This window comes from Chania multitudinisentens RB-25, from assembly GCF_000520015.2.
Taxonomy (GTDB): Bacteria; Pseudomonadota; Gammaproteobacteria; order Enterobacterales; family Enterobacteriaceae; genus Chania; species Chania multitudinisentens.
In genome coordinates this window covers 5,165,609-5,187,162 of record NZ_CP007044.2, presented here as the reverse complement: position 1 = coordinate 5,187,162, position 21,554 = coordinate 5,165,609, and the positions used below count along the sequence as shown (strand labels likewise).

General features: G+C 53.1%; 20 protein-coding genes. 18 read left to right on the top strand and 2 right to left on the bottom strand.

Features of this window, described 5'->3' with window-relative positions; translation table 11 throughout:
* The first annotated feature begins 161 nt into the window (after nucleotides 1–161).
* Nucleotides 162–1,166 carry a catabolite repressor/activator gene (gene cra, locus Z042_RS23095; protein ID WP_024910357.1) on the top strand — a complete coding sequence of 335 codons (1,005 nt, stop codon included), beginning with the start codon at nucleotides 162–164 and terminating at the stop codon, nucleotides 1,164–1,166.
* A 31-nt stretch (nucleotides 1,167–1,197) separates the two neighbouring features.
* Here the strand turns inward: cra and Z042_RS23090 are convergent, their stop codons facing one another.
* On the bottom strand, nucleotides 1,198–1,638 hold the full coding sequence (locus Z042_RS23090; RefSeq protein ID WP_024910358.1) for an L-alanine exporter AlaE: 441 nt from the start codon (nucleotides 1,636–1,638) through the stop codon (nucleotides 1,198–1,200).
* An 867-nt stretch (nucleotides 1,639–2,505) separates the two neighbouring features.
* Here Z042_RS23090 and mraZ point away from each other — a divergent pair.
* The 16 genes from mraZ (at nucleotide 2,506) to lpxC (ending at nucleotide 20,424) form a co-directional block, all read left to right on the top strand.
* Nucleotides 2,506–2,964, top strand: a complete 459-nt coding sequence (mraZ, locus tag Z042_RS23085) for a division/cell wall cluster transcriptional repressor MraZ (protein WP_024910359.1) — start codon at nucleotides 2,506–2,508, stop codon at nucleotides 2,962–2,964.
* Between the two features lie 2 nt (nucleotides 2,965–2,966).
* Nucleotides 2,967–3,908, top strand: coding sequence for a 16S rRNA (cytosine(1402)-N(4))-methyltransferase RsmH (gene rsmH / locus Z042_RS23080; RefSeq protein ID WP_024910360.1), 942 nt, complete (start codon nucleotides 2,967–2,969; stop codon nucleotides 3,906–3,908).
* Nucleotides 3,905–4,225, top strand: a complete 321-nt coding sequence (ftsL, locus tag Z042_RS23075; protein ID WP_024910361.1) for a cell division protein FtsL — start codon at nucleotides 3,905–3,907, stop codon at nucleotides 4,223–4,225. The genes rsmH and ftsL overlap by 4 nt, the downstream gene beginning before the upstream one ends.
* 42 nt (nucleotides 4,226–4,267) lie before the next feature.
* A complete protein-coding gene (locus tag Z042_RS23070; RefSeq protein WP_024910362.1) occupies nucleotides 4,268–6,034 on the top strand; it encodes a peptidoglycan glycosyltransferase FtsI in 1,767 nt (588 codons plus the stop codon).
* The gene (murE, locus tag Z042_RS23065) at nucleotides 6,021–7,508 is read left to right on the top strand and encodes a UDP-N-acetylmuramoyl-L-alanyl-D-glutamate--2,6-diaminopimelate ligase (protein ID WP_024910363.1); all 1,488 of its coding nucleotides are present in this window, start codon (nucleotides 6,021–6,023) and stop codon (nucleotides 7,506–7,508) included. The genes Z042_RS23070 and murE overlap by 14 nt, the downstream gene beginning before the upstream one ends.
* A complete protein-coding gene (murF, locus tag Z042_RS23060; protein ID WP_024910364.1) occupies nucleotides 7,505–8,866 on the top strand; it encodes a UDP-N-acetylmuramoyl-tripeptide--D-alanyl-D-alanine ligase in 1,362 nt (453 codons plus the stop codon). Before murE ends, murF begins: the two co-directional genes overlap by 4 nt.
* Nucleotides 8,860–9,942 carry a phospho-N-acetylmuramoyl-pentapeptide-transferase gene (mraY, locus tag Z042_RS23055; RefSeq protein ID WP_024910365.1) on the top strand — a complete coding sequence of 361 codons (1,083 nt, stop codon included), beginning with the start codon at nucleotides 8,860–8,862 and terminating at the stop codon, nucleotides 9,940–9,942. The genes murF and mraY overlap by 7 nt, the downstream gene beginning before the upstream one ends.
* 2 nt (nucleotides 9,943–9,944) lie before the next feature.
* Entirely contained in the window at nucleotides 9,945–11,264 is a 1,320-nt protein-coding gene (gene murD / locus Z042_RS23050) for a UDP-N-acetylmuramoyl-L-alanine--D-glutamate ligase (RefSeq protein ID WP_024910366.1), read from the top strand.
* The gene (gene ftsW, locus Z042_RS23045; protein ID WP_024910367.1) at nucleotides 11,261–12,463 is read left to right on the top strand and encodes a cell division protein FtsW; all 1,203 of its coding nucleotides are present in this window, start codon (nucleotides 11,261–11,263) and stop codon (nucleotides 12,461–12,463) included. The genes murD and ftsW overlap by 4 nt, the downstream gene beginning before the upstream one ends.
* Nucleotides 12,464–12,466: 3 nt before the next feature.
* Complete coding sequence (murG, locus tag Z042_RS23040; RefSeq protein WP_024910368.1) at nucleotides 12,467–13,531, top strand: undecaprenyldiphospho-muramoylpentapeptide beta-N-acetylglucosaminyltransferase; 1,065 nt, start codon at nucleotides 12,467–12,469, stop codon at nucleotides 13,529–13,531.
* Between the two features lie 139 nt (nucleotides 13,532–13,670).
* Nucleotides 13,671–15,146 (top strand): UDP-N-acetylmuramate--L-alanine ligase, encoded by a 1,476-nt coding sequence (gene murC / locus Z042_RS23035; protein WP_024910369.1) that lies wholly within the window; start codon nucleotides 13,671–13,673, stop codon nucleotides 15,144–15,146.
* Entirely contained in the window at nucleotides 15,139–16,059 is a 921-nt protein-coding gene (locus Z042_RS23030) for a D-alanine--D-alanine ligase (protein ID WP_024910370.1), read from the top strand. Before murC ends, Z042_RS23030 begins: the two co-directional genes overlap by 8 nt.
* 1 nt (nucleotide 16,060) lies before the next feature.
* Nucleotides 16,061–16,924, top strand: a complete 864-nt coding sequence (gene ftsQ, locus Z042_RS23025) for a cell division protein FtsQ (RefSeq protein WP_024910371.1) — start codon at nucleotides 16,061–16,063, stop codon at nucleotides 16,922–16,924.
* Complete coding sequence (gene ftsA / locus Z042_RS23020) at nucleotides 16,921–18,177, top strand: cell division protein FtsA (protein WP_024910372.1); 1,257 nt, start codon at nucleotides 16,921–16,923, stop codon at nucleotides 18,175–18,177. Before ftsQ ends, ftsA begins: the two co-directional genes overlap by 4 nt.
* A gap of 74 nt (nucleotides 18,178–18,251) precedes the next feature.
* Nucleotides 18,252–19,406 (top strand): cell division protein FtsZ, encoded by a 1,155-nt coding sequence (gene ftsZ, locus Z042_RS23015; protein ID WP_024910373.1) that lies wholly within the window; start codon nucleotides 18,252–18,254, stop codon nucleotides 19,404–19,406.
* Nucleotides 19,407–19,506: 100 nt separating this feature from the next.
* Nucleotides 19,507–20,424 carry a UDP-3-O-acyl-N-acetylglucosamine deacetylase gene (gene lpxC / locus Z042_RS23010; protein WP_024910374.1) on the top strand — a complete coding sequence of 306 codons (918 nt, stop codon included), beginning with the start codon at nucleotides 19,507–19,509 and terminating at the stop codon, nucleotides 20,422–20,424.
* Nucleotides 20,425–20,436: 12 nt separating this feature from the next.
* Here the strand turns inward: lpxC and Z042_RS23005 are convergent, their stop codons facing one another.
* On the bottom strand, nucleotides 20,437–20,961 hold the full coding sequence (locus Z042_RS23005) for a DUF721 domain-containing protein (protein ID WP_024910375.1): 525 nt from the start codon (nucleotides 20,959–20,961) through the stop codon (nucleotides 20,437–20,439).
* 26 nt (nucleotides 20,962–20,987) lie between these two features.
* Between Z042_RS23005 and secM the strand changes: the two genes are divergently transcribed.
* Nucleotides 20,988–21,521 (top strand): secA translation cis-regulator SecM, encoded by a 534-nt coding sequence (secM, locus tag Z042_RS23000; protein WP_024910376.1) that lies wholly within the window; start codon nucleotides 20,988–20,990, stop codon nucleotides 21,519–21,521.
* The last annotated feature ends 33 nt before the right edge of the window (nucleotides 21,522–21,554 follow it).

Below are 21,554 nucleotides of genomic sequence, written 5' to 3'. Positions count from 1 at the left end.
TAGATCCAAAGACAGGGTTGAATAACCATAGTGATTATCATGGTTAATCGCTATCTTTCTTCTTGCAAACTGTGGCGCTATTTGGCCGCAATCTGAAAGTGAAAGAGTAAAAATCGCAATCTTTATTGCTATTCTGTTTTCAGCGTCATTAAGGGGTTAATGTGAAACTGGATGAAATCGCGCGTCTCGCAGGCGTTTCGCGCACTACGGCCAGTTATGTCATCAACGGTAAGGCGAAACAGTATCGTGTCAGCGATAAAACCGTCGAAAAAGTGATGGCCGTGGTCAGGGAGCACAACTATCATCCGAATGCTGTCGCGGCGGGGCTGCGCGCCGGGCGTACCCGATCTATCGGGCTGGTGATACCGGATCTTGAGAATACCAGCTATACCCGCATTGCCAACTATCTGGAACGCCAGGCACGCCAGCGTGGTTACCAACTGCTGATCGCCTGTTCAGAAGATCAGCCAGATAACGAAATGCGTTGTATTGAGCATCTGCTGCAACGCCAGGTGGATGCTATCATCGTTTCTACCGCATTACCGCCAGAGCACCCTTTCTATCAACGTTGGGCCAATGATCCTTTCCCGATCATTGCGTTAGATCGTGCGTTGGATCGCGAACATTTCATCAGTGTGGTTGGTGCCGATCAGGAGGATTCCTTTGCACTCGCCCAAGAGTTGCGTAGCTTCCCGGCCAAATCGGTGTTGTACCTGGGGGCTTTGCCAGAACTTTCGGTGAGTTTCCTGCGTGAGCAGGGGTTTCGTCAGGCCTGGCAGGATGATGAGCGCCAGGTGGATTACCTGTATGCTAACAGCTACGAGCGCGAAGCGGCCGGGGCGTTGTTTGCCGAGTGGTTGAAAACGCATCCGATGCCGCAGGCGTTGTTCACGACTTCCTTCCCTTTGCTGCAAGGGGTGATGGACGTAACGCTGAAACAGTATGGCCGTTTGCCTACGGATTTGGCTATTGCCACCTTTGGTGATAATGAGTTGTTGGATTTCCTTGAGTGCCCGGTGTTGGCAGTGGCGCAGCGCCATCGTGATGTGGCGGAACGGGTGCTGGAACTGGTGTTGGCAAGTCTTGATGAACCGCGCAAACCTAAGCCGGGTATGACGCGCATTCGTCGCAACTTATTCCGCCGTGGCAGCTTGAGCAGGAAATGAACCGCAAGGGCCGGTATGCAGGCCCTTGATTTTATACATATCCCACAATGCGAAACAGCCGGCGACAATATTCCAGAAAATAGCCGTATACCACTCCCATCGCCATGGATACCACTGCATTACTGGCCACTGCCGCTATGATTTGTTGCCCATCGGCACCGACACTCCACAGAATGGCCGCATAAACCGGTGACTGAAAACTGACATAGGCCAAAAGATCTGCCAGATTACGCAGTAAAAATCGCCCATGCGCGAAACGGCGGGCTGTAGTAATAAAGAAATCACGGTAGCGGCCATAGGGCCAGGCAATAAGAATGTTGACAGGAATTGACAGTAAACGGGAAGAGAGCGACTGACTGAAACTCATGCCAGAAATCAGGATCTCAATCGCCATACCTGCCACAAAACAGTAGACCACCAGGGCAAAAGTATCAGCAGCGGCACTGCGTAAGCGTGAAGCAGGTGAAAACATTGGGTAGGCTCCATGATTTAAGGTTAACGCGTTGAATTTTAGTGTTAATGTGGTGTTAAATTCTAATTTAACGCCTATTTAATAGTTTATGTAACTTGGTTGACGTTTTTAACTAGCTAAATATTTTTATTTTTAGCATTGGTATGGTTTTTATTCTGACCGGATAGACGGAAACCCAAGTTAGGAGGATTAAACATGGAGGTTATCAATAAAATTCTCACAAACAGTGAGTTGCGCTTTTTTTGATTTAGATATCGCAAGGCGGTGATATGTGGCAGCAGGAAGACTTGTAAAAGAATGTAATCTGAATTTTAAATACATGTTTAAGAATAATCTCACCGCATTGATTTAAATCGAAATAGGCAAGCTTGGTAATATCTGCTCAATATATTTTGTCTGCGACTTTTTCATTGGCAAAATAATTGCTGTAAGATAGCGCGCCGTTGATGGCGAAATATTGGTGGGGTTTATTAAGTCAATAGCTTACGGCATCTATGGTTGAACGAACGATGTTGTGCCAGCGCTTTGCCAGCGCGGGTTGCCGCCAAAGGGCAAGGGGTGAGCTTCAGGTTGAAAAGTGAGACTTGGATTGCAGAAGGAAATAATCAGTTAATTAATCGCCAATTATGTAAGTTTTTTAATCATCTGATTTCTTTTTGAAAATTATCCTATTTTATCATGGTGTTAATTTTTATTTTTTTAATAAATGACGTTCTTTTCGTGAGTCAGCCCTCAGAATGATCACAGAAATATTGCCAAAGCGCCTCTACTCTGGCTTGACAAGGTTTTCATACCCTCCGTAAACTCCATTATGTGGGGATTTGTGGAGTAAAGTGGTGAAAAGGGTCGCAAGGGGGTAGCTCGACTATGTTTCGTGGAGCAACGATGGTTAACCTCGACAGTAAAGGGCGGCTTGCCGTACCTACCCGCTACCGGGATTTACTGAATGAGGAATCGCAAGGCCAAATGGTTTGTACCATTGACCTCCATCAGCCCTGCCTGCTGCTTTATCCATTACCCGAATGGGAAATCATTGAACAAAAATTATCTCGCCTGTCGAGCATGAATCCCGCCGAGCGCCGCGTTCAGCGCTTGCTTTTGGGGCATGCCAGCGAGTGTCAGATGGACAGTGCCGGGCGGTTGTTGTTAGCCAATACGTTGCGCCAACACGCCGGGCTCACGAAAGAAGTGATGCTGGTTGGGCAGTTCAACAAGTTTGAACTGTGGGATGAACAGACCTGGTATCAACAAGTCAAGGACGATATTGACGCTGAACAATCCACTCAGGAACCGTTATCTGAGCGGCTACAGGACTTGTCACTATAAGCATGTTGGAAAACGATAAACACATCACCGTACTGTTGGATGAGGCAGTGAATGCCCTCAATATTCGCAGTAACGGTACATACATTGACGGTACTTTTGGTCGCGGTGGCCATTCTCGTCTGATTCTGTCCCAACTGGGGCCAGAAGGGCGCTTGCTGGCTATTGATCGCGACCCTCAGGCAATTGCCGCTGCGCAATCTATTAAAGATTCTCGTTTTACTATCGTACATGGCCCATTTTCTGATTTGTCGCACTATGTGCGGGAGCGCGATCTGCTGGGCAAAATTGATGGTGTCTTACTCGATCTGGGGGTGTCATCCCCACAGCTAGATGAGGCTGAACGTGGTTTTTCCTTCATGCGCGATGGCCCGTTGGATATGCGCATGGACCCTTCCTGTGGTCAGTCCGCTGCCGAATGGCTGATGAAAGCCGAAGCTGATGATATTGCCTGGGTGCTGAAAACCTTCGGCGAAGAGCGTTTTGCCAAGCGTATTGCTCGTGCCATCGTGGAAAAAAACCGTACTGAGCCGATGACGCGTACCAAAGAATTGGCGGATCTGATTGCTAATGCCAGCCCGTTCCGTGAAAAGCACAAGCATCCGGCGACGCGCAGCTTTCAGGCAATTCGTATTTATATCAATAGTGAACTGGAAGAGATCGAGCGTGCGCTTGATGGCGCGCTAGAGGTTTTGGCTCCACAGGGGCGTTTGTCGATTATCAGTTTCCATTCGTTGGAAGATCGTATCGTCAAACGTTTTATGCGTCATCACAGCCGTGGTGCACAGGTTCCGGCCGGTATTCCGTTGACCGAAGCGCAGCTGCGTGAGATGGGGGGCCGCACGTTGAAAGCGTTGGGTAAAATGATGCCGTCTGAGGGAGAAGTAGCGGAAAATCCTCGTGCCCGCAGTTCGGTGCTGCGCATTGCTGAGAGGATGCCCGCGTGATTGGCAACGAACGCCATGGATTGGTGGGGGTGATTGGCGGTGACTTGCTGCGTAACGCTAAAATCCCGCTGATTTTATTGGTTGCTGTACTGGTTTCCGCCGTTTTTGTGGTTACCACTGCACACCGTACCCGTTTGTTGACGGCTGAGCGTGAACAGCTTGGGTTAGAACGTGATGCGCTGGATATTGAATGGCGCAACCTGATTCTGGAAGAGAACGCCCTTGGCGATCACAGCCGCGTGGAGCGGATCGCGACTGAAAAGCTACAGATGCAGCACGTTGATCCATCGCAGGAAAATATCATCGTTAAGCCATAAGGGCTTAACCGGATTTACGAGACGGAGCAAATAAGAGAGCCAATGAAAGCCGTACGTCCCGGTAAGTTGAAACGCCAGGAAGATCAGGCCAGCTTTGTCAGCTGGCGTTTTGCATTGCTGTGTGGCTGTATTTTGCTGGCTCTGGTCGGGTTGATAGCGCGTGCGGCTTATCTACAAGTCATCAACCCGGATCAACTGGTGAAAGAAGGTGATATGCGTTCACTGCGCGTGCAGGAAGTTCCCACTGCTCGCGGTATGATTAGCGATCGTTCAGGGCGCCCGCTGGCAGTGAGTGTGCCGGTGAACGCGGTCTGGGCCGATCCAAAAGAGCTGAATGAACATGGGGGCATCACGCTGGATTCGCGCTGGAAAGCGCTTTCCGACGCGCTGCAAATTCCACTGGATCAACTCTCCAACCGCATCAATGCCAACCCGAAGGGGCGTTTTGTTTACCTGGCGCGCCAGGTAAACCCGGCGATGGGGGATTATATTCACAAGCTTAAGCTGCCGGGGATTTACCTGCGCGAAGAGTCGCGCCGTTATTACCCTGCGGGGCAGGTCACTTCCCATATCATCGGCGTCACTAACATTGATGGTGAAGGGATTGAAGGAGTTGAAAAGAGTTTCAACCGCTGGCTGACCGGGCAGCCGGGTGAGCGCACGGTCCGTAAAGATCGCTATGGTCGGGTGATTGAGGATGTTTCCTCAGTGGACAGCCTGGCGGCGCACAACCTGATGCTGAGCATTGATGAACGCCTACAGGCACTGGTTTACCGTGAATTGAACAACGCCGTGGCCTTTAACAAGGCGGAATCAGGTACGGCAGTGTTGGTGGACGTGAACACTGGCGAAGTATTGGCGATGGCGAATAGTCCCTCGTACAACCCGAACAATATGGCCGGTACGCCGAAAGACACCATGCGTAACCGGGCGATAACCGATATTTTTGAACCGGGTTCCACAGTGAAACCGATGGTGGTAATGACCGCATTGCAGCACGGTGTGGTGAAAGAAAACAGTGTGCTCAATACCATTCCTTACCGTATTAACGGCCATGAAATCAAAGATGTGGCGCGTTATGCTGAACTGTCGATGACCGGGATCTTGCAGAAGTCGAGTAACGTCGGTGTGTCTAAACTGGCGTTAGCGATGCCGTCCTCAGCGTTAGTAGATACTTACTCACGTTTTGGGCTGGGAAAAGCGACCAATTTGGGGCTGGTCGGAGAAAGCAGTGGCTTATACCCAAAAAAACAACGGTGGTCTGACATAGAGAGGGCCACCTTCTCTTTCGGCTATGGGCTAATGGTAACGCCGTTACAGTTAGCGCGAGTCTATGCCACGATCGGCAGCCTGGGCGTGTATCGCCCATTGTCGATCACCAAAGTTGACCCCCCGGTTGCCGGTGAGCGCGTCTTCCCTGAAGCAACGGTGCGTACCGTAGTGCATATGATGGAAAGCGTGGCCCTGCCGGGTGGTGGTGGGGTTAAGGCTGCCATCAAGGGTTACCGCATTGCTATTAAAACCGGTACTGCTAAAAAAGTCGGGCCGGACGGCAAATACGTCAATCGATATATCGCTTATACCGCGGGTATTGCGCCTGCCAGTCAACCCCGTTTTGCTCTGGTGGTGGTTATCAATGACCCACAGGGTGGGAAGTATTACGGCGGGGCGATCTCTGCACCAGTGTTCGGTGCCATCATGGGGGGGGTGCTGCGGATCATGAATATTGAGCCGGATGCTTTACCCACCGCAGATAAAAGCGAATTGGTTATTAACAGTCAAAAAGAGGGTAAAGGTGGCAGATCGTAATTTGCGCGATTTACTCGCTCCGTGGGTGCCAATGGCCCCCGAGCGTGTGCTGCGGGAAATGATATTAGACAGCCGGATTGCGGCTGCCGGGGATTTGTTTGTCGCCATTGTCGGCCATCAGGCCGATGGGCGCCGTTATATTCCGCAAGCTATCGCACAAGGGGTTGCCGCCGTTATCGCCGAGGCTGAAAACCAGGCAGAGGACGGTAAAATCTGCGAAATGCACGGTGTGCCAGTGATTTACCTGAGCCAGCTCAGTCAACGTCTTTCTGCACTGGCTGGGCGTTTTTACCAGCAGCCCGCAGAGCGCTTACGTTTGATCGGCGTAACTGGAACCAACGGTAAAACTACCACTACGCAACTGCTGGCGCAGTGGAGCCAACTGCTGGGTGAAACCGCCGCAGTGATGGGAACGGTGGGGAATGGGTTATTAGATCGTGTTTGCCCAACAGAGAATACCACCGGTTCTGCGGTGGATGTTCAACACATCCTTAACGATTTAGCTGCACAGGGGGCCACTTTTGCTGCAATGGAAGTGTCTTCTCATGGCTTAGTGCAACATCGGGTCGCCGCTTTACCGTTTGCAGCGGCGGTATTCACCAACCTGAGCCGCGATCATCTGGATTATCATGGCGATATGGCCAGTTATGAAGCCGCGAAGTGGCTGTTGTTTGCCGAACATAAGATTGGGCAGGCCATTATCAACGCTGACGATGACGTCGGGCAGCGCTGGCTGGCAAAACTGCCGGATGCTGTGGCAGTGAGTATGCAGGGGCATTTGCAGCCCGGTGGCCATAGCCGTTGGTTGAAAGCCACCGAAGTGAGCTATCACGATAACGGCGCAACCCTGCATTTCAGCTCAAGCTGGGGCCATGGTGAGATAGAAAGCCGTCTGATGGGGGCGTTCAACGTCAGTAACCTGTTGTTGGCGCTGGCAACCCTCTTGTCGCTCGGTTATCCGTTTGATGAACTGGTGAAAACTGCCAATCAATTGCAGCCGGTGTGTGGCCGGATGGAAGTATTCAATGCGCAGGGCAAACCGACGGTGGTGGTGGACTATGCTCATACCCCGGATGCTTTAGAGAAAGCGTTGGAGGCCGCACGTCTGCATTGCCAGGGGCAACTGTGGTGTGTGTTTGGCTGTGGTGGCGATCGCGACAAAGGTAAGCGCCCACTGATGGGCGGCATTGCTGAGCAATTCGCCGATCGGGTGGTGGTTACGGATGATAACCCGCGTACCGAAGAACCGCAGGCAATTATCAAAGATATTCTGGCCGGGCTGCTGGATGCCGGGCATGTGCAGGTGATCCATGGGCGTGCCGAAGCCGTAACCAGCGCCATCATGCAGGCGAAAGAGCAGGATGTGATTCTGGTGGCGGGCAAAGGCCATGAGGATTACCAAGTGGTGGGTAATCGTCGTCTGGATTACTCCGATCGTACCACCGTCGCACGTCTGCTGGGGGTGTTAGCATGATCCCTGTCACCCTCAAAACTCTGGCCGAAATACTCGGTGCCGATTTGGTGGGTGCCGATGGCCAAATCACCGAAGTAACAACGGATACCCGCCAAGTGACCGCCGGTTGCCTGTTTGTGGCGTTGAAAGGGGAGCGTTTCGATGCTCACGACTTTGCACCCGAGGCTGTCGCCGCAGGTGCCGGCGCTTTGTTGGTAAGTAAGCGCTTATTGATAGATATACCGCAACTGCTAGTGAAAGATACCCGGCTGGCGCTGGGGCAGTTTGCTGCCTGGGTACGCCAGCAAGTTCCGGCCAAAGTGGTCGCACTGACCGGTTCATCGGGCAAAACGTCGGTGAAAGAAATGGCCGCTGCCATTCTGCGTGAGTGCGGGAATGTGCTGTATACCGCCGGTAATTTTAATAATGATATTGGCGTTCCACTGACGTTGCTACGTTTGCAGCCGCAGCATGATTTTGCCGTGGTTGAACTGGGGGCTAACCATATTGGTGAGATCGCCTATACCACCGCCTTGGTTCAGCCACAGAGCGCGCTGGTGAATAATCTGGCGGCAGCGCATCTGGAAGGTTTCGGTTCTCTGGCTGGAGTGGCTCAGGCGAAAGGTGAAATATTTGCCGGGTTACCTGCTGATGGCGTGGCGATCATTAACGCTGATAATAATGATTGGCCGCATTGGCAGGTTCAATTGCAGGGTAAGAAAGTGTGGCGTTTCTCACCGCAGGCGGCGGAATCCGTAGATTTTTTTGCCCGTGATATCCAAGTGAATGGCAAGGGGACGCAGTTTACTTTGCACAGCCCATTTGGCTCGGTGGCGATCGAGCTGCCATTGCCGGGCCGCCATAATGTAGCTAATGCTCTGGCGGCAACGGCCTTGGCGATGTCCGTGGGTGCGACTCTGGAAGCGGTGCGGAAAGGGCTACAACAACTGCAAGCGGTGCCAGGGCGTTTATTCCCGGTCGCGTTGGCAGAAGGCAAACTCCTGCTGGATGACAGCTATAACGCCAACGTCGGCTCTATGATTGCGGCTGCACGGGTGCTGGCAGAGATGCCGGGTTACCGGGTGATGGTCGTTGGCGATATGGCTGAACTGGGTGCAGAGGCAGAAGAATGCCACCGCCAGGTGGGGGAAGCGGCCCATCAGGCGGGCATTGATAAAGTGATCAGCGTTGGCCTGCTTAGCCAAGGGCTGAGTTCGGCAGCCGGTAACGGTGAGCATTATCAGGATAAAACAGCAGTGATCGCGCGCGTGGCGGAATTACTGTCGGAACATGCGGTAGTTACCGTGTTAATCAAAGGTTCACGTAGTGCCGCAATGGAGCAGGTAGTACGCGCGTTACAGGAGAAAGCACCATGTTAGTTTGGCTAGCCGAGCATTTAGTTAAATATCACTCAGGCTTTAATGTTTTTTCCTACCTGACGTTCAGGGCCATCGTCAGCCTGCTGACCGCGCTGTTTATCTCTTTGTGGATGGGGCCAAGGGTGATCAAACGCTTGCAGGAAATGTCTTTTGGCCAAGTGGTGCGTAACGACGGGCCGGAATCGCATTTCAGCAAGCGCGGCACGCCGACCATGGGCGGCATTATGATCCTGACCTCCATCACCATCTCAGTGCTGATGTGGGCCTATCCCTCTAACCCGTATGTATGGTGCGTGTTGTTCGTGCTGGTGGGCTACGGCATTGTGGGCTTTGTTGATGACTATCGCAAAGTGGTGCGCAAGGATACCCGCGGGTTGATTGCTCGCTGGAAGTATTTCTGGCAATCGGTGATAGCGCTGATTGCCGCTTTTTTCATGTATGCCATCGGAAAAGACACGCCAGCCACCGAGCTGGTGGTGCCGTTTTTCAAGGACATCATGCCGCAGCTTGGCCTGCTGTATGTGCTGCTGGCTTATTTTGTCATTGTCGGTACCAGCAATGCGGTGAACCTGACCGATGGGTTGGATGGCCTGGCGATTATGCCCACCGTTTTTGTGGCTGCGGGTTTTGCGTTGGTTGCCTGGGCCACCGGTAATACGAACTTTGCCAGCTATCTGCACATTCCTTACCTGCGCCACGCGGGTGAATTGGTGGTGGTGTGTACCGCGATCGTCGGTGCTGGTTTGGGCTTCTTGTGGTTTAACACTTACCCAGCCCAAGTGTTTATGGGCGATGTGGGCTCGCTGGCGTTAGGGGGAGCACTGGGAACCATCGCTGTGCTGCTGCGCCAGGAGTTTTTGCTGGTGATTATGGGCGGTGTGTTTGTGGTTGAAACTCTGTCGGTAATCCTCCAGGTGGGATCGTTCAAGCTGCGCGGGCAACGTATTTTCCGCATGGCGCCGATTCACCACCACTATGAATTGAAAGGTTGGCCAGAGCCACGTGTGATCGTGCGTTTCTGGATTATCTCGCTGATGCTGGTGCTGATCGGCCTGGCAACGCTGAAGGTGCGCTAATGATGGTGGATTATCGGGGTAAAAAAGTGGTCATTATCGGGTTAGGCCTTACCGGTTTGTCCTGTGTTGATTTCTTTTTAGCGCGCGGTGTTACACCACGCGTGATGGATACCCGTATTTCTCCACCAGGGTTGGACAAGTTACCTGAGAGCGTTGAGCGGCATCTGGGTGACCTGAATCAGGATTGGCTGCTGGCGGCGGATTTGATCGTTGCCAGCCCCGGTGTCGCTTTGGCGTCACCGTCTTTGAGCGCGGCGGCGGATGTTGGAGTGGAAATCGTTGGCGATGTCGAACTGTTTTGCCGTGAGGCTCAGGCTCCAATCGTGGCGATCACCGGTTCCAACGGCAAAAGCACGGTTACCACGCTGGTGGGTGAAATGGCAAAAGCTGCCGGTTGGGTGGTGGGGGTTGGGGGGAATCTCGGCCTGCCTGCGCTCAGTTTACTGCGCCAGGAATGCCAGCTTTATGTCCTGGAGCTGTCCAGTTTCCAACTGGAAACGACCCAAAGCCTGCGTGCTACCGCAGCCACCATCCTGAATGTGACTGAAGATCATATGGATCGCTATCCGTTTGGCTTGCAGCAGTATCGTGCTGCCAAATTGCGCATCTATGAAAATGCCAGCTGGTGCGTGGTGAATGCCGATGATGCGTTGACGATGCCGGTGCGTGGCGCCGATGAGCGTTGCATTAGCTTCGGTGTTGACGTGGGGGATTATCATCTCAACCACCAGCAAGGTGAAATCTGGCTGCGAGCCCGCGGTGAGAAAGTTTTAAACACCCGCGAGATGAAGCTCACTGGCCGCCATAACTATACCAACGCGCTGGCTGCTTTAGCGTTGGCGGATGCGGTTAAATTGCCACGTTCTTCCAGTCTGAAAGCGCTGACCACTTTTAGCGGCCTGGAACACCGTTTCCAATTAGTGTGGGAACACCATGGCGTGCGCTGGATTAATGATTCCAAAGCTACCAACGTTGGCAGCACAGAAGCGGCGTTGAACGGCCTGCACGTTGAAGGAACACTGCACCTGTTGCTGGGTGGCGACGGTAAATCTGCCGATTTCTCAACGCTGGCGCGTTATCTACAGGGTGAGAAGGTGCGCCTGTACTGCTTTGGTCGCGATGGTGCTCAGCTGGCAGCGTTGCGCCCGGAGATCGCCATTTTGACTGAAACCATGGAACAGGCGATGCAAATTATCGCCAGCCATGTGGAAATGGGCGATATGGTGCTGTTGTCACCGGCCTGTGCCAGCCTGGATCAGTTCCGTAATTTTGAAGAGCGTGGCAACGAGTTTGCTCGTCTGGCAAAGGAGCTTGGCGGATGAGACTACGGGCGCCGGCGTTTGGTCTAACCAGCAAACTGAAAGACTGGGTGATGGGATCGCGTGAAAGCGATGCGGTCAATATGGTGCTGTATGACCGTACCCTGTTGTGGTTGACCTTGGGTCTGGCAGTGATCGGTTTTGTGATGGTGACATCGGCTTCAATGCCGATCGGCCAACGTCTGGCAGAAGATCCGTTCCTGTTTGCCAAACGTGACGCCCTTTATCTTGGGCTGGCATTCGGCCTGTCGTTGGTCACGCTACGTATCCCAATGGAAGTGTGGCAGCGTTACAGCAACGTTATGCTGCTGCTATCGATAGTTTTGTTGTTGATCGTCCTGGTGATTGGCAGTTCGGTAAATGGCGCATCGCGCTGGATCTCGCTTGGCCCGCTGCGTATTCAGCCCGCTGAACTCTCCAAATTGGCGCTGTTTTGTTATCTGTCAAGCTATCTGGTGCGTAAGGTTGACGAAGTGCGCACTAACTTCTGGGGCTTCTGTAAACCGATGAGCGTGATGGTGGTGTTGGCGGTGCTGCTGCTGGCGCAACCGGATTTGGGGTCGGTGATAGTGCTGTTTATCACTACGCTGGCCATGCTATTCCTGGCCGGGGCAAAAATGTGGCAGTTCCTGGCGATTATCGGTTCAGGTGCGTTTGCCGTGGGGTTATTGGTGGTTGCTGAACCTTACCGTATGCGCCGTGTCACCTCGTTTTGGAATCCATGGGCCGATCCGTTCGGCAGTGGTTATCAGTTAACCCAGTCGCTGATGGCGTTTGGCCGCGGTGAACTCTGGGGGCAAGGCTTAGGTAACTCAGTGCAGAAACTGGAGTATTTACCGGAAGCGCATACTGACTTCATCTTCGCGATTTTAGGCGAGGAATTAGGCTATATCGGTGTGGTTTTCGCCTTGTTAATGGTATTCTTCGTCGCTTTTCGCGCGATGTCGATTGGCCGCCGTGCGCTGGAGATCGATCAGCGGTTCTCCGGTTTTCTGGCGTGCTCAATTGGTATCTGGTTTAGCTTCCAGGCGTTGGTTAACGTTGGTGCGGCGGCGGGTATGCTGCCGACCAAAGGGCTGACGTTACCGCTGATCAGCTACGGTGGTTCAAGCCTGATAATTATGTCAACGGCGATTGTGTTGCTGCTGCGTATTGATTATGAAACGCGCCTGACCAAAGCGCAGGCGTTTGTGAAGAGGTAACGGATGAGCGGTAAAGCGAAGCGTTTAATGGTGATGGCAGGCGGTACCGGCGGGCATGTGTTCCCAGGGCTGGCAGTCGCACATCATCTGATGGCGCAGGGCTGGCAGGTGCGCTGGCTCGGAACAGCCGACCGCATGGAGGCCGATCTGGTACCCAAGCACGGTATCGAGATTGATTTTATCCGTATCTCCGGTTTGCGCGGCAAAGGAATCAAGGCCCAGTTGACCGCACCGTTACGTATCTGGCGTGCGGTGCGTCAGGCCAAAGCGATTATGCGTAGTTATCAGCCTGATGTGGTGCTGGGAATGGGCGGTTATGTTTCCGGCCCCGGTGGTTTAGCCGCCTGGTTGTGCGGTATTCCGGTGGTGCTGCATGAGCAGAACGGCATTGCCGGTTTAACTAATCGCTGGTTGTCGCGGATAGCGAAAAAAGTGTTGCAGGCGTTCCCCGGGGCGTTCCCGCATGCGGACGTCGTCGGCAACCCGGTGCGTACCGATGTGTTGGCGTTACCGTTGCCATCAGAGCGTTTGGCTGGGCGTGAAGGGGCTGTGCGGGTGCTGGTTATTGGTGGCAGCCAGGGTGCACGAGTGCTGAATCAGACAGTTCCAGAAGCCGCAGCGTTGTTGGGCGATAAAATTACTCTCTGGCATCAGGTAGGTAAAGGCGCGCTGGCAACGGTGCTGCACGACTACGAGAGGGTAGGGCAGACCCAGCATAAAGTGACGGAGTTTATTGATGACATGGCGGCTGCTTATGCCTGGGCTGACTTGGTGGTGTGCCGTTCCGGGGCGTTGACCGTTAGTGAAGTTGCTGCGGCTGGTTTACCGGCCATCTTCGTGCCTTTCCAGCATAAAGATCGCCAACAATACTGGAATGCTCACCCGCTGGAAACTGCGGGTGCGGCGAAAATTATTGAGCAGCCCCAGTTTACCGCAGATGTGCTGGCTGAACTGTTGGCGAGTTGGGATCGCACAACGTTATTGGCAATGGCCGAAAAGGCGTGTGCGGTGGCGATCCCGGATGCAACAGAACGAGTGGCGGCGGAGATCGTGCGCGTTGCCAGATAGATATACCTTACATAATTTGAGCGCAGTCAACACATCTGCAACTTGAAGTATGACAGGTGTAATGCAGGGCTCGGTTTACCGGGCCAGATAAAGAATCAAGTACTGCGGGTTCGCAAACTGAACCCAGATAGAGAGAGTGATGAATACACAACAATTGGCGAAACTACGTACTTTCGTGCCTGAGATGCGACGCGTCCGGCACATCCACTTTGTTGGCATCGGTGGTGCTGGCATGGGGGGGATCGCCGAGGTGTTGGCTAACGAAGGTTATCAGATCAGCGGTTCCGATTTGGCACCGAATCCGGTAACTCAACAGTTGAGCGAGCTTGGGGCAACGATTTATTTTCACCACCGCCCTGAAAATGTGCTGGATGCCAGCGTGGTGGTGGTGTCCAGCGCGATTCCGGCAAACAACCCGGAAATCGTTGCTGCTCGTGAAGCACGTATTCCGGTGATCCAACGTGCAGAGATGCTGGCTGAATTGATGCGCTACCGCCATGGCATCGCCATTGCTGGTACGCACGGTAAAACGACCACCACTGCGATGGTGTCCAGCATTTATGCAGAAGCCGGTTTGGACCCGACATTCGTCAATGGCGGGTTGGTGAAGGCCGCAGGAACGCACGCGCGTTTGGGTTCCAGCCGTTATTTGATTGCGGAAGCTGATGAAAGCGATGCATCGTTTCTACATTTGCAACCGATGGTGGCGATTGTCACCAATATTGAAGCCGACCATATGGATACCTACCAGGGCGACTTCGAGAACCTGAAACAGACGTTTATCACTTTCCTGCACAACCTGCCGTTTTATGGCCGTGCGGTAATGTGTATTGACGATCCGGTGGTGCGTGAATTATTGCCGCGCGTAGGCCGCCATATCACCACTTATGGCTTCAGTGAAGATGCCGATATCCGTATAGAGAATTATCGTCAGATAGGGCCGCAAGGGCACTTTACCCTGATCCGCCAGGATAAGCCGTTGCTGACGGTAACCCTGAATGCACCGGGCCGCCATAATGCCTTAAACGCCGCCGCAGCGATCGCGGTAGCCACAGAAGAAGCTATTGCCGATGAAGCGATCCTGCGTGCGCTGGCGGGTTTTCAAGGCACAGGCCGGCGTTTTGACTTCCTTGGTGATTTCCCGTTGGCGGTGGTTAACGGCAAACAAGGCAGTGCGATGCTGGTGGATGACTACGGCCACCATCCGACCGAAGTGGATGCAACCATCAAAGCTGCACGTGCTGGCTGGCCGAGCAAACGTTTGGTGATGATTTTCCAGCCGCATCGTTTCACTCGTACCCGCGATTTGTACGATGATTTTGCTCATGTGCTGTCGCAGGTCGATGTGCTGCTGATGCTGGATGTCTACCCGGCGGGGGAAGCGCCCATCCCAGGAGCTGACAGCCGTTCGCTGTGCCGTACTATCCGCAACCGTGGCAAGCTGGACCCGATTTTGGTCGCTGATGTGGAAACTATGCCGGAAATCTTGGCGCAGTTGTTACAGGGCGACGATCTGATCTTGGTGCAAGGGGCGGGTAACGTCGGTAAAATCGCGCGCAAACTGGCTGAGTGCAAGTTGCAGCCACAGAACAAAGAGGAGGAGCAGCATGGCTGATAAAGTTGCTGTGTTGCTGGGGGGAACCTCCGCAGAACGAGAAGTGTCGCTGCAATCCGGTGCGGCGGTGCTGGCCGGGTTGAGAGAAGCCGGTATTGATGCCTATCCTATTGATACCCGGGATTTCCCGGTGGCTCAATTGAAAGAACAGGGATTTACCAAGGTGTTCATCGCGCTGCATGGCCGTGGTGGCGAAGACGGTACGTTGCAGGGGCTGCTGGAATTTCTGCAACTGCCTTATACCGGCAGCGGCGTGATGGCATCGGCATTGAGCATGGATAAATGGCGCACCAAGATGGTGTGGCAGTCTATGGGGCTGCCGATAGCGCCCTATGTGGCATTAAGCCGTGAGCAATACTTTGGCAAAGAGCGGGAAAGCCTGCTTGCCTCGGTGGCTGCGTTGGGCTTGCCGCTGATCGTTAAGCCCAGCCGTGAAGGTTCCAGCGTTGGTATGAGTAAAGTGACTGAAAACAGCGCCCTTGAAAGCGCGTTGGAAGAGGCTTTCCGTCATGACAACGATGTACTGGTGGAAACATGGCTGAGTGGCCCTGAATACACCGTGGCCATTGTGGGTGATCGGGTGTTGCCCTCTATCCGCATCCAACCGGCCGGGGTGTTTTACGACTATCAGGCGAAATATATTGCCGATGATACGCAATATTTCTGCCCAAGTGGTTTGAATGCGCAACAAGAAACCGCATTGGCTGCACTGGCGTTGCATGCTTATCGCGGGTTGGATTGCAGCGGCTGGGGGCGGGTTGACGTGATGCAAGGCAGCGATGGAAGCTTCTATCTGTTGGAGGTGAATACCTCGCCGGGTATGACCAGCCACAGCCTGGTGCCGATGGCTGGGCGCCAGTCGGGGCTTACTTTCTCGCAGTTGGTGGCGGGAATTCTGGCGTTGGCTGACTAACATGTCGCAAGCTGCCCTGAATATACGCGAGCGTGAGGTAGATAACGGCCCGCGCCGCAGTAATGGAGGCCAACTGGCGGGAATCATTTTCTTGCTGATGGTGTTGGGGACGATGCTGTGGGGAGGTTGGGCGGTGCTTGGCTGGATGAAAGATGCCAGCCGCCTGCCGCTCTCGAAACTGGTGGTGACCGGTGAGCGCCATTACACCACCAACGATGATATTCGCCAAGCGATCCTGGTATTGGGTGCGCCGGGCACGTTCATGACGCAGGATGTGGATATTATCCAGCAGCAGATTGAACGTTTACCCTGGATCAAGCAGGCCAGCGTGCGGAAACAATGGCCGGATGAGCTGAAGATCCATCTGGTGGAATACGTCCCGGTGGCACATTGGAATGATTTGCACATGGTGGATGCTGAAGGCAAATCATTCAGCGTACCAGCAGAACGTTTAGGCAAGCAGAAATTACCGCTGTTCTACGGCCCGGAGGGGAGTGAACAGGATGTATTGGAAGGTTATCACGCCATGAGCAGCCTACTAGCGGCCAACCGGTATCAGCTTAAAACGGTGGCGATGAGCGCTCGCCATTCGTGGCAGTTGGCTTTAGATAACGATGTTCGGCTGGAATTGGGACGTGACGATCGCATAGGGCGTTTGCAACGTTTTATCGGGCTCTACCCGATTCTGTTGCAACAAGGGCAAACAGAAAACAGACGCGTCAGCTATGTCGATCTGCGTTATGACACCGGTGCTTCGGTCGGTTGGGCCCCGGCGTTTATTGACCAGCAAGCGGGTGTACAGGCCGCCGGTGAGCAGCCAAACAGTAATCAGCAACAGAATCAGGCACAGGCAAATCAACAATGATCAAGTCGACGGACAGAAAACTGGTAGTTGGACTGGAGATCGGTACCGCAAAAGTCTCCGCATTGGTAGGGGAAGTTCTGCCCGATGGCATGATCAACATTATCGGGGTGGGCAGTTGCCCGTCTCGCGGTATGGATAAGGGTGGCGTTAACGACCTGGAGTCGGTAGTCAAATGCGTTCAGCGTGCCATCGATCAGGCCGAACTGATGGCTGATTGCCAGATATCTTCGGTTTATCTCGCCTTATCGGGGAAACATATCAGCTGTCAGAATGAAATAGGCATGGTGCCTATTTCAGAAGAGGAAGTGACTCAGGAAGATGTAGAGAATGTGGTGCATACTGCCAAATCGGTACGCGTCCGTGATGAACACCGCATCCTGCATGTCATTCCTCAGGAATATGCCATCGATTATCAGGAAGGGATCAAAAATCCGGTTGGGTTATCCGGCGTGCGTATGCAGGCCAAAGTACACCTGATTACCTGCCATAACGACATGGCAAAGAATATTGTCAAAGCGGTTGAGCGCTGTGGTTTGAAAGTGGATCAACTGATTTTCGCCGGTCTGGCGGCCAGCTACGCGGTGCTGACCGAAGATGAACGTGAGCTTGGTGTTTGCGTGGTGGATATCGGCGGCGGCACCATGGACATGGCGGTGTATACCGGTGGTGCTTTGCGCCACACCAAAGTGATCCCTTATGCCGGTAACGTAGTGACCAGCGATATTGCTTATGCTTTCGGGACGCCGCCGACAGACGCGGAAGCCATTAAAGTTCGGCATGGTTGTGCGCTTGGATCGATTGTCAGCAAGGATGAGAGTGTAGAAGTGCCTAGCGTTGGCGGGCGTCCTCCCCGTAGTCTGCAAAGACAGACACTGGCGGAAGTCATTGAACCACGCTACACCGAACTGCTGAATCTGGTTAACGATGAAATTTTGCAATTGCAGGAGCAGCTCCGGAGCCAAGGGGTGAAGCATCATCTGGCAGCAGGTATTGTGCTGACCGGTGGGGCAGCCCAGATTGACGGCTTGGCAGCCTGTGCGCAACGGGTGTTTCACACCCAGGTTCGCATCGGGCAGCCCTTGAATATTACAGGTTTGACGGATTACGCGCAGGAACCTTACTACTCCACTGCTGTAGGGTTATTGCACTATGGAAAAGAGTCTCATCTGAACGGTGAGGCAGAAGTAGAAAAACGCGCCTCAGTGGGCAATTGGTTTAAACGTATCAATAGTTGGCTGAGAAAAGAGTTTTAATGTTTTAATAAAGAGATCATGCTGAGTCATCTTTTTATGATCTCGCAGCGACAGGCACAAAACGGAGAGAAACTATGTTTGAACCAATGGAACTAACCAATGACGCGGTGATTAAAGTCATCGGCGTCGGCGGCGGCGGTGGCAACGCCGTTGAACACATGGTGCGTGAGCGCATCGAAGGTGTTGAATTCTTCGCTGTTAATACAGACGCGCAAGCGCTTCGTAAAACGGCAGTTGGCCAAACCATCCAGATTGGTAGCGGTATTACCAAAGGGTTGGGAGCAGGCGCGAACCCGGAAGTGGGTCGTAATTCAGCGGAAGAAGACCGCGAAGCTTTGCGCGCAGCCCTGGAAGGTGCAGACATGGTCTTTATCGCGGCGGGCATGGGGGGCGGTACGGGTACCGGTGCTGCTCCCGTGGTGGCTGAAGTGGCAAAAGATCTGGGTATTCTGACCGTTGCCGTGGTGACCAAGCCTTTCAATTTTGAAGGCAAGAAGCGTATGGCGTTCGCAGAGCAGGGTATTGCGGAGTTGTCCAAACATGTGGACTCGCTGATCACCATCCCGAACGACAAATTGCTGAAAGTCCTGGGGCGAGGTATCTCTCTGCTGGACGCGTTTGGCGCCGCCAACGATGTGCTGAAAGGTGCAGTGCAGGGTATCGCTGAGCTGATTACCCGTCCAGGCCTGATGAACGTTGACTTTGCTGACGTGCGCACCGTGATGTCCGAAATGGGCTACGCGATGATGGGTTCCGGCGTTGCCTGTGGTGAAGATCGTGCCGAAGAAGCGGCGGAAATGGCGATCTCCAGCCCATTGCTGGAAGACATCGACTTGTCCGGCGCCCGTGGCGTGTTGGTTAACATTACCGCTGGTTTTGACCTGCGTCTGGATGAATTTGAAACCGTGGGTAACACTATCCGTGCTTTCGCTTCTGATAACGCGACCGTAGTGATTGGTACTTCTCTGGACCCAGAGATGAACGATGAACTGCGTGTTACCGTGGTAGCTACCGGTATCGGTATGGATAAACGCCCTGAAATCACGTTGGTAACCAATAAACAAGCCAGCCAGCCAGTGATGGATCATCGTTACCAACAGCATGGGATGTCGCCGTTGCCGCAGGAAGCCAAGCCGGTAGCCAAGGTGGTGAACGATCAGGGTACATCGCCTAATAAAGAGCCTGATTACTTGGATATCCCGGCCTTCTTACGTAAGCAGGCTGACTAGGAATAACCTGATAATTTGGAATCTCCGCTCTTTGTGTTAAACTGTCCCATCGGCCTTGCTGTATGCTGGGCCGGTTGGATAAACATTGCGAGATAAAACGATGATCAAACAAAGGACATTAAAACGTATTGTTCAGGCGACTGGCGTCGGTTTACATACCGGCAAAAAGGTCACGCTGACAATGCGCCCCGCGTCGGCTAATACCGGGGTCATCTATCGTCGCACTGACTTGAATCCACCGGTTGATTTTCCGGCTGATGCAAAATCCGTGCGTGATACCATGCTCTGTACTTGCCTGGTGAATGAATCAGACGTGCGTATTTCTACCGTTGAGCATCTTAATGCTGCGCTGGCGGGTTTGGGTATTGATAACATCATTATTGAAGTTGATGCGGCTGAAATCCCTATTATGGATGGCAGTGCCAGCCCGTTCGTCTTCCTGCTGCTGGATGCTGGCATTGAAGAACTGAACTCAGCGAAGAAATTCCTGCGTCTGAAAGAGACGGTACGTGTTGAAGATGGTGATAAATGGGCTGAATTGTCTCCGCATAATGGATTCCGTCTGGATTTCACTATCGATTTCAACCACCCGGCAATTGATGCCAGCACACAGCGTTATCGTCTGGATTTCTCGGCCGATTCATTCGTTCGCCAAATCAGCCGTGCACGTACCTTCGGTTTCATGCGTGATATCGAATATCTGCAATCCCGTGGTTTGGCCCTGGGAGGCAGTTTTGATTGCGCTATTGTGGTTGATGACTATCGCGTCTTGAACGAAGACGGCCTGCGCTTCGAAGACGAGTTTGTTCGCCACAAAATGCTGGACGCCATTGGCGATCTGTTCATGTGCGGCCATAACATTATTGGCGCGTTTACTGCGTACAAGTCTGGCCATGCATTGAACAATAAGCTGCTGCAAGCGGTATTAGCGAAGCAGGAAGCGTGGGAATATGTAACATTCCAGGACGAAGCAGAAATGCCACTGGCATTCAAAGCCCCGTCCACCGTATTGGCGTAAAGCATACCGTTATTATTTATCACGATCGGCAGCGTTGGTACTCTCTCCGGCCAATGCTGCTAATCGTTCCAGTATTTTCCGTAACTTCTCTGGGCAACGTGCCGCTAATCCCCGTAATTCATCTGCACTTTCTTGGCTCAGATGCCGGAATGGTACAGCCGACTGTTCATTTTCTGTCATTTTTGCGGCGCTTTTGGTCTGGTTGCTTCCTTTTGCCATCAAGGCGGGATTAATCCTGATGTCGATTGATGACAATGATGGTAGAATTTGCGCTCGTAGTGCGGATAGCAAGTTGGGTTGTTCATAGCGTAAGCGCATCATCCAACTGGCATTAGCGGTTTCAAGCACTAAAACACCCTGTCTGAAGTTGGCGACGCGGCACCATGGGTGCAACTGAGCAGGCAATAGGCCTGTAACTGCGCGGTTGAGTTTCAGTAGCGCAACAGCGCGTTGCTGAACGTTATGCAGCGGCCCTTTCTCTGTTGCAGAAGCGTCATCAAACAGGACATCTAATAATTGTGGACGGCTATCGCGCATGATGTGCTCCGGCGGATAATAAACTCGTGATCGGTATTCTAAATCGTTGGCGACAATTTGGCAGACGTTATTTCTGGCCCCATCTTTTATTAGGGATGGTCGCGGCTACGCTTGGCGTACCCCAAAGCCTGTCCGGCACGTCCGATCAAACCTCATTACCAAGCACGTCGTCCAGCCTTAACCGCCAGAATTCCGCCAGTCACGCTTTTAACAGTTTAGCGTTGTTGCAGGAAGTGCACCGGCGCCCAACGTTCAGCGTTGATTATTGGCACCAGCATGCGCTTCGTACCGTTATTCGTCACCTCTCTTTTGCTTTTTCCCCGCAGGCAATTTATGCGCGAGTGCAAGAAGCGGAAGCTGATGCTGTTGAGCCGCCGTTGCAGGCAGCACAGCTGGCTCTGCTCTCCACGCTCAATGCATTGCTGATGCATGAGCCGAAACCACCGACCATTATCCGCGATACAGATCGTTCCGTAGCCCCTGCTTTAGCGCAACATCAGACCGGGATCTGGCTTGCTCAGGTGCAGGGCATCCGTGCCGGGCCTGGCATCCTCAGCTAATTCTCGCCCTTTGGGCTACAAAAACAATGAAAC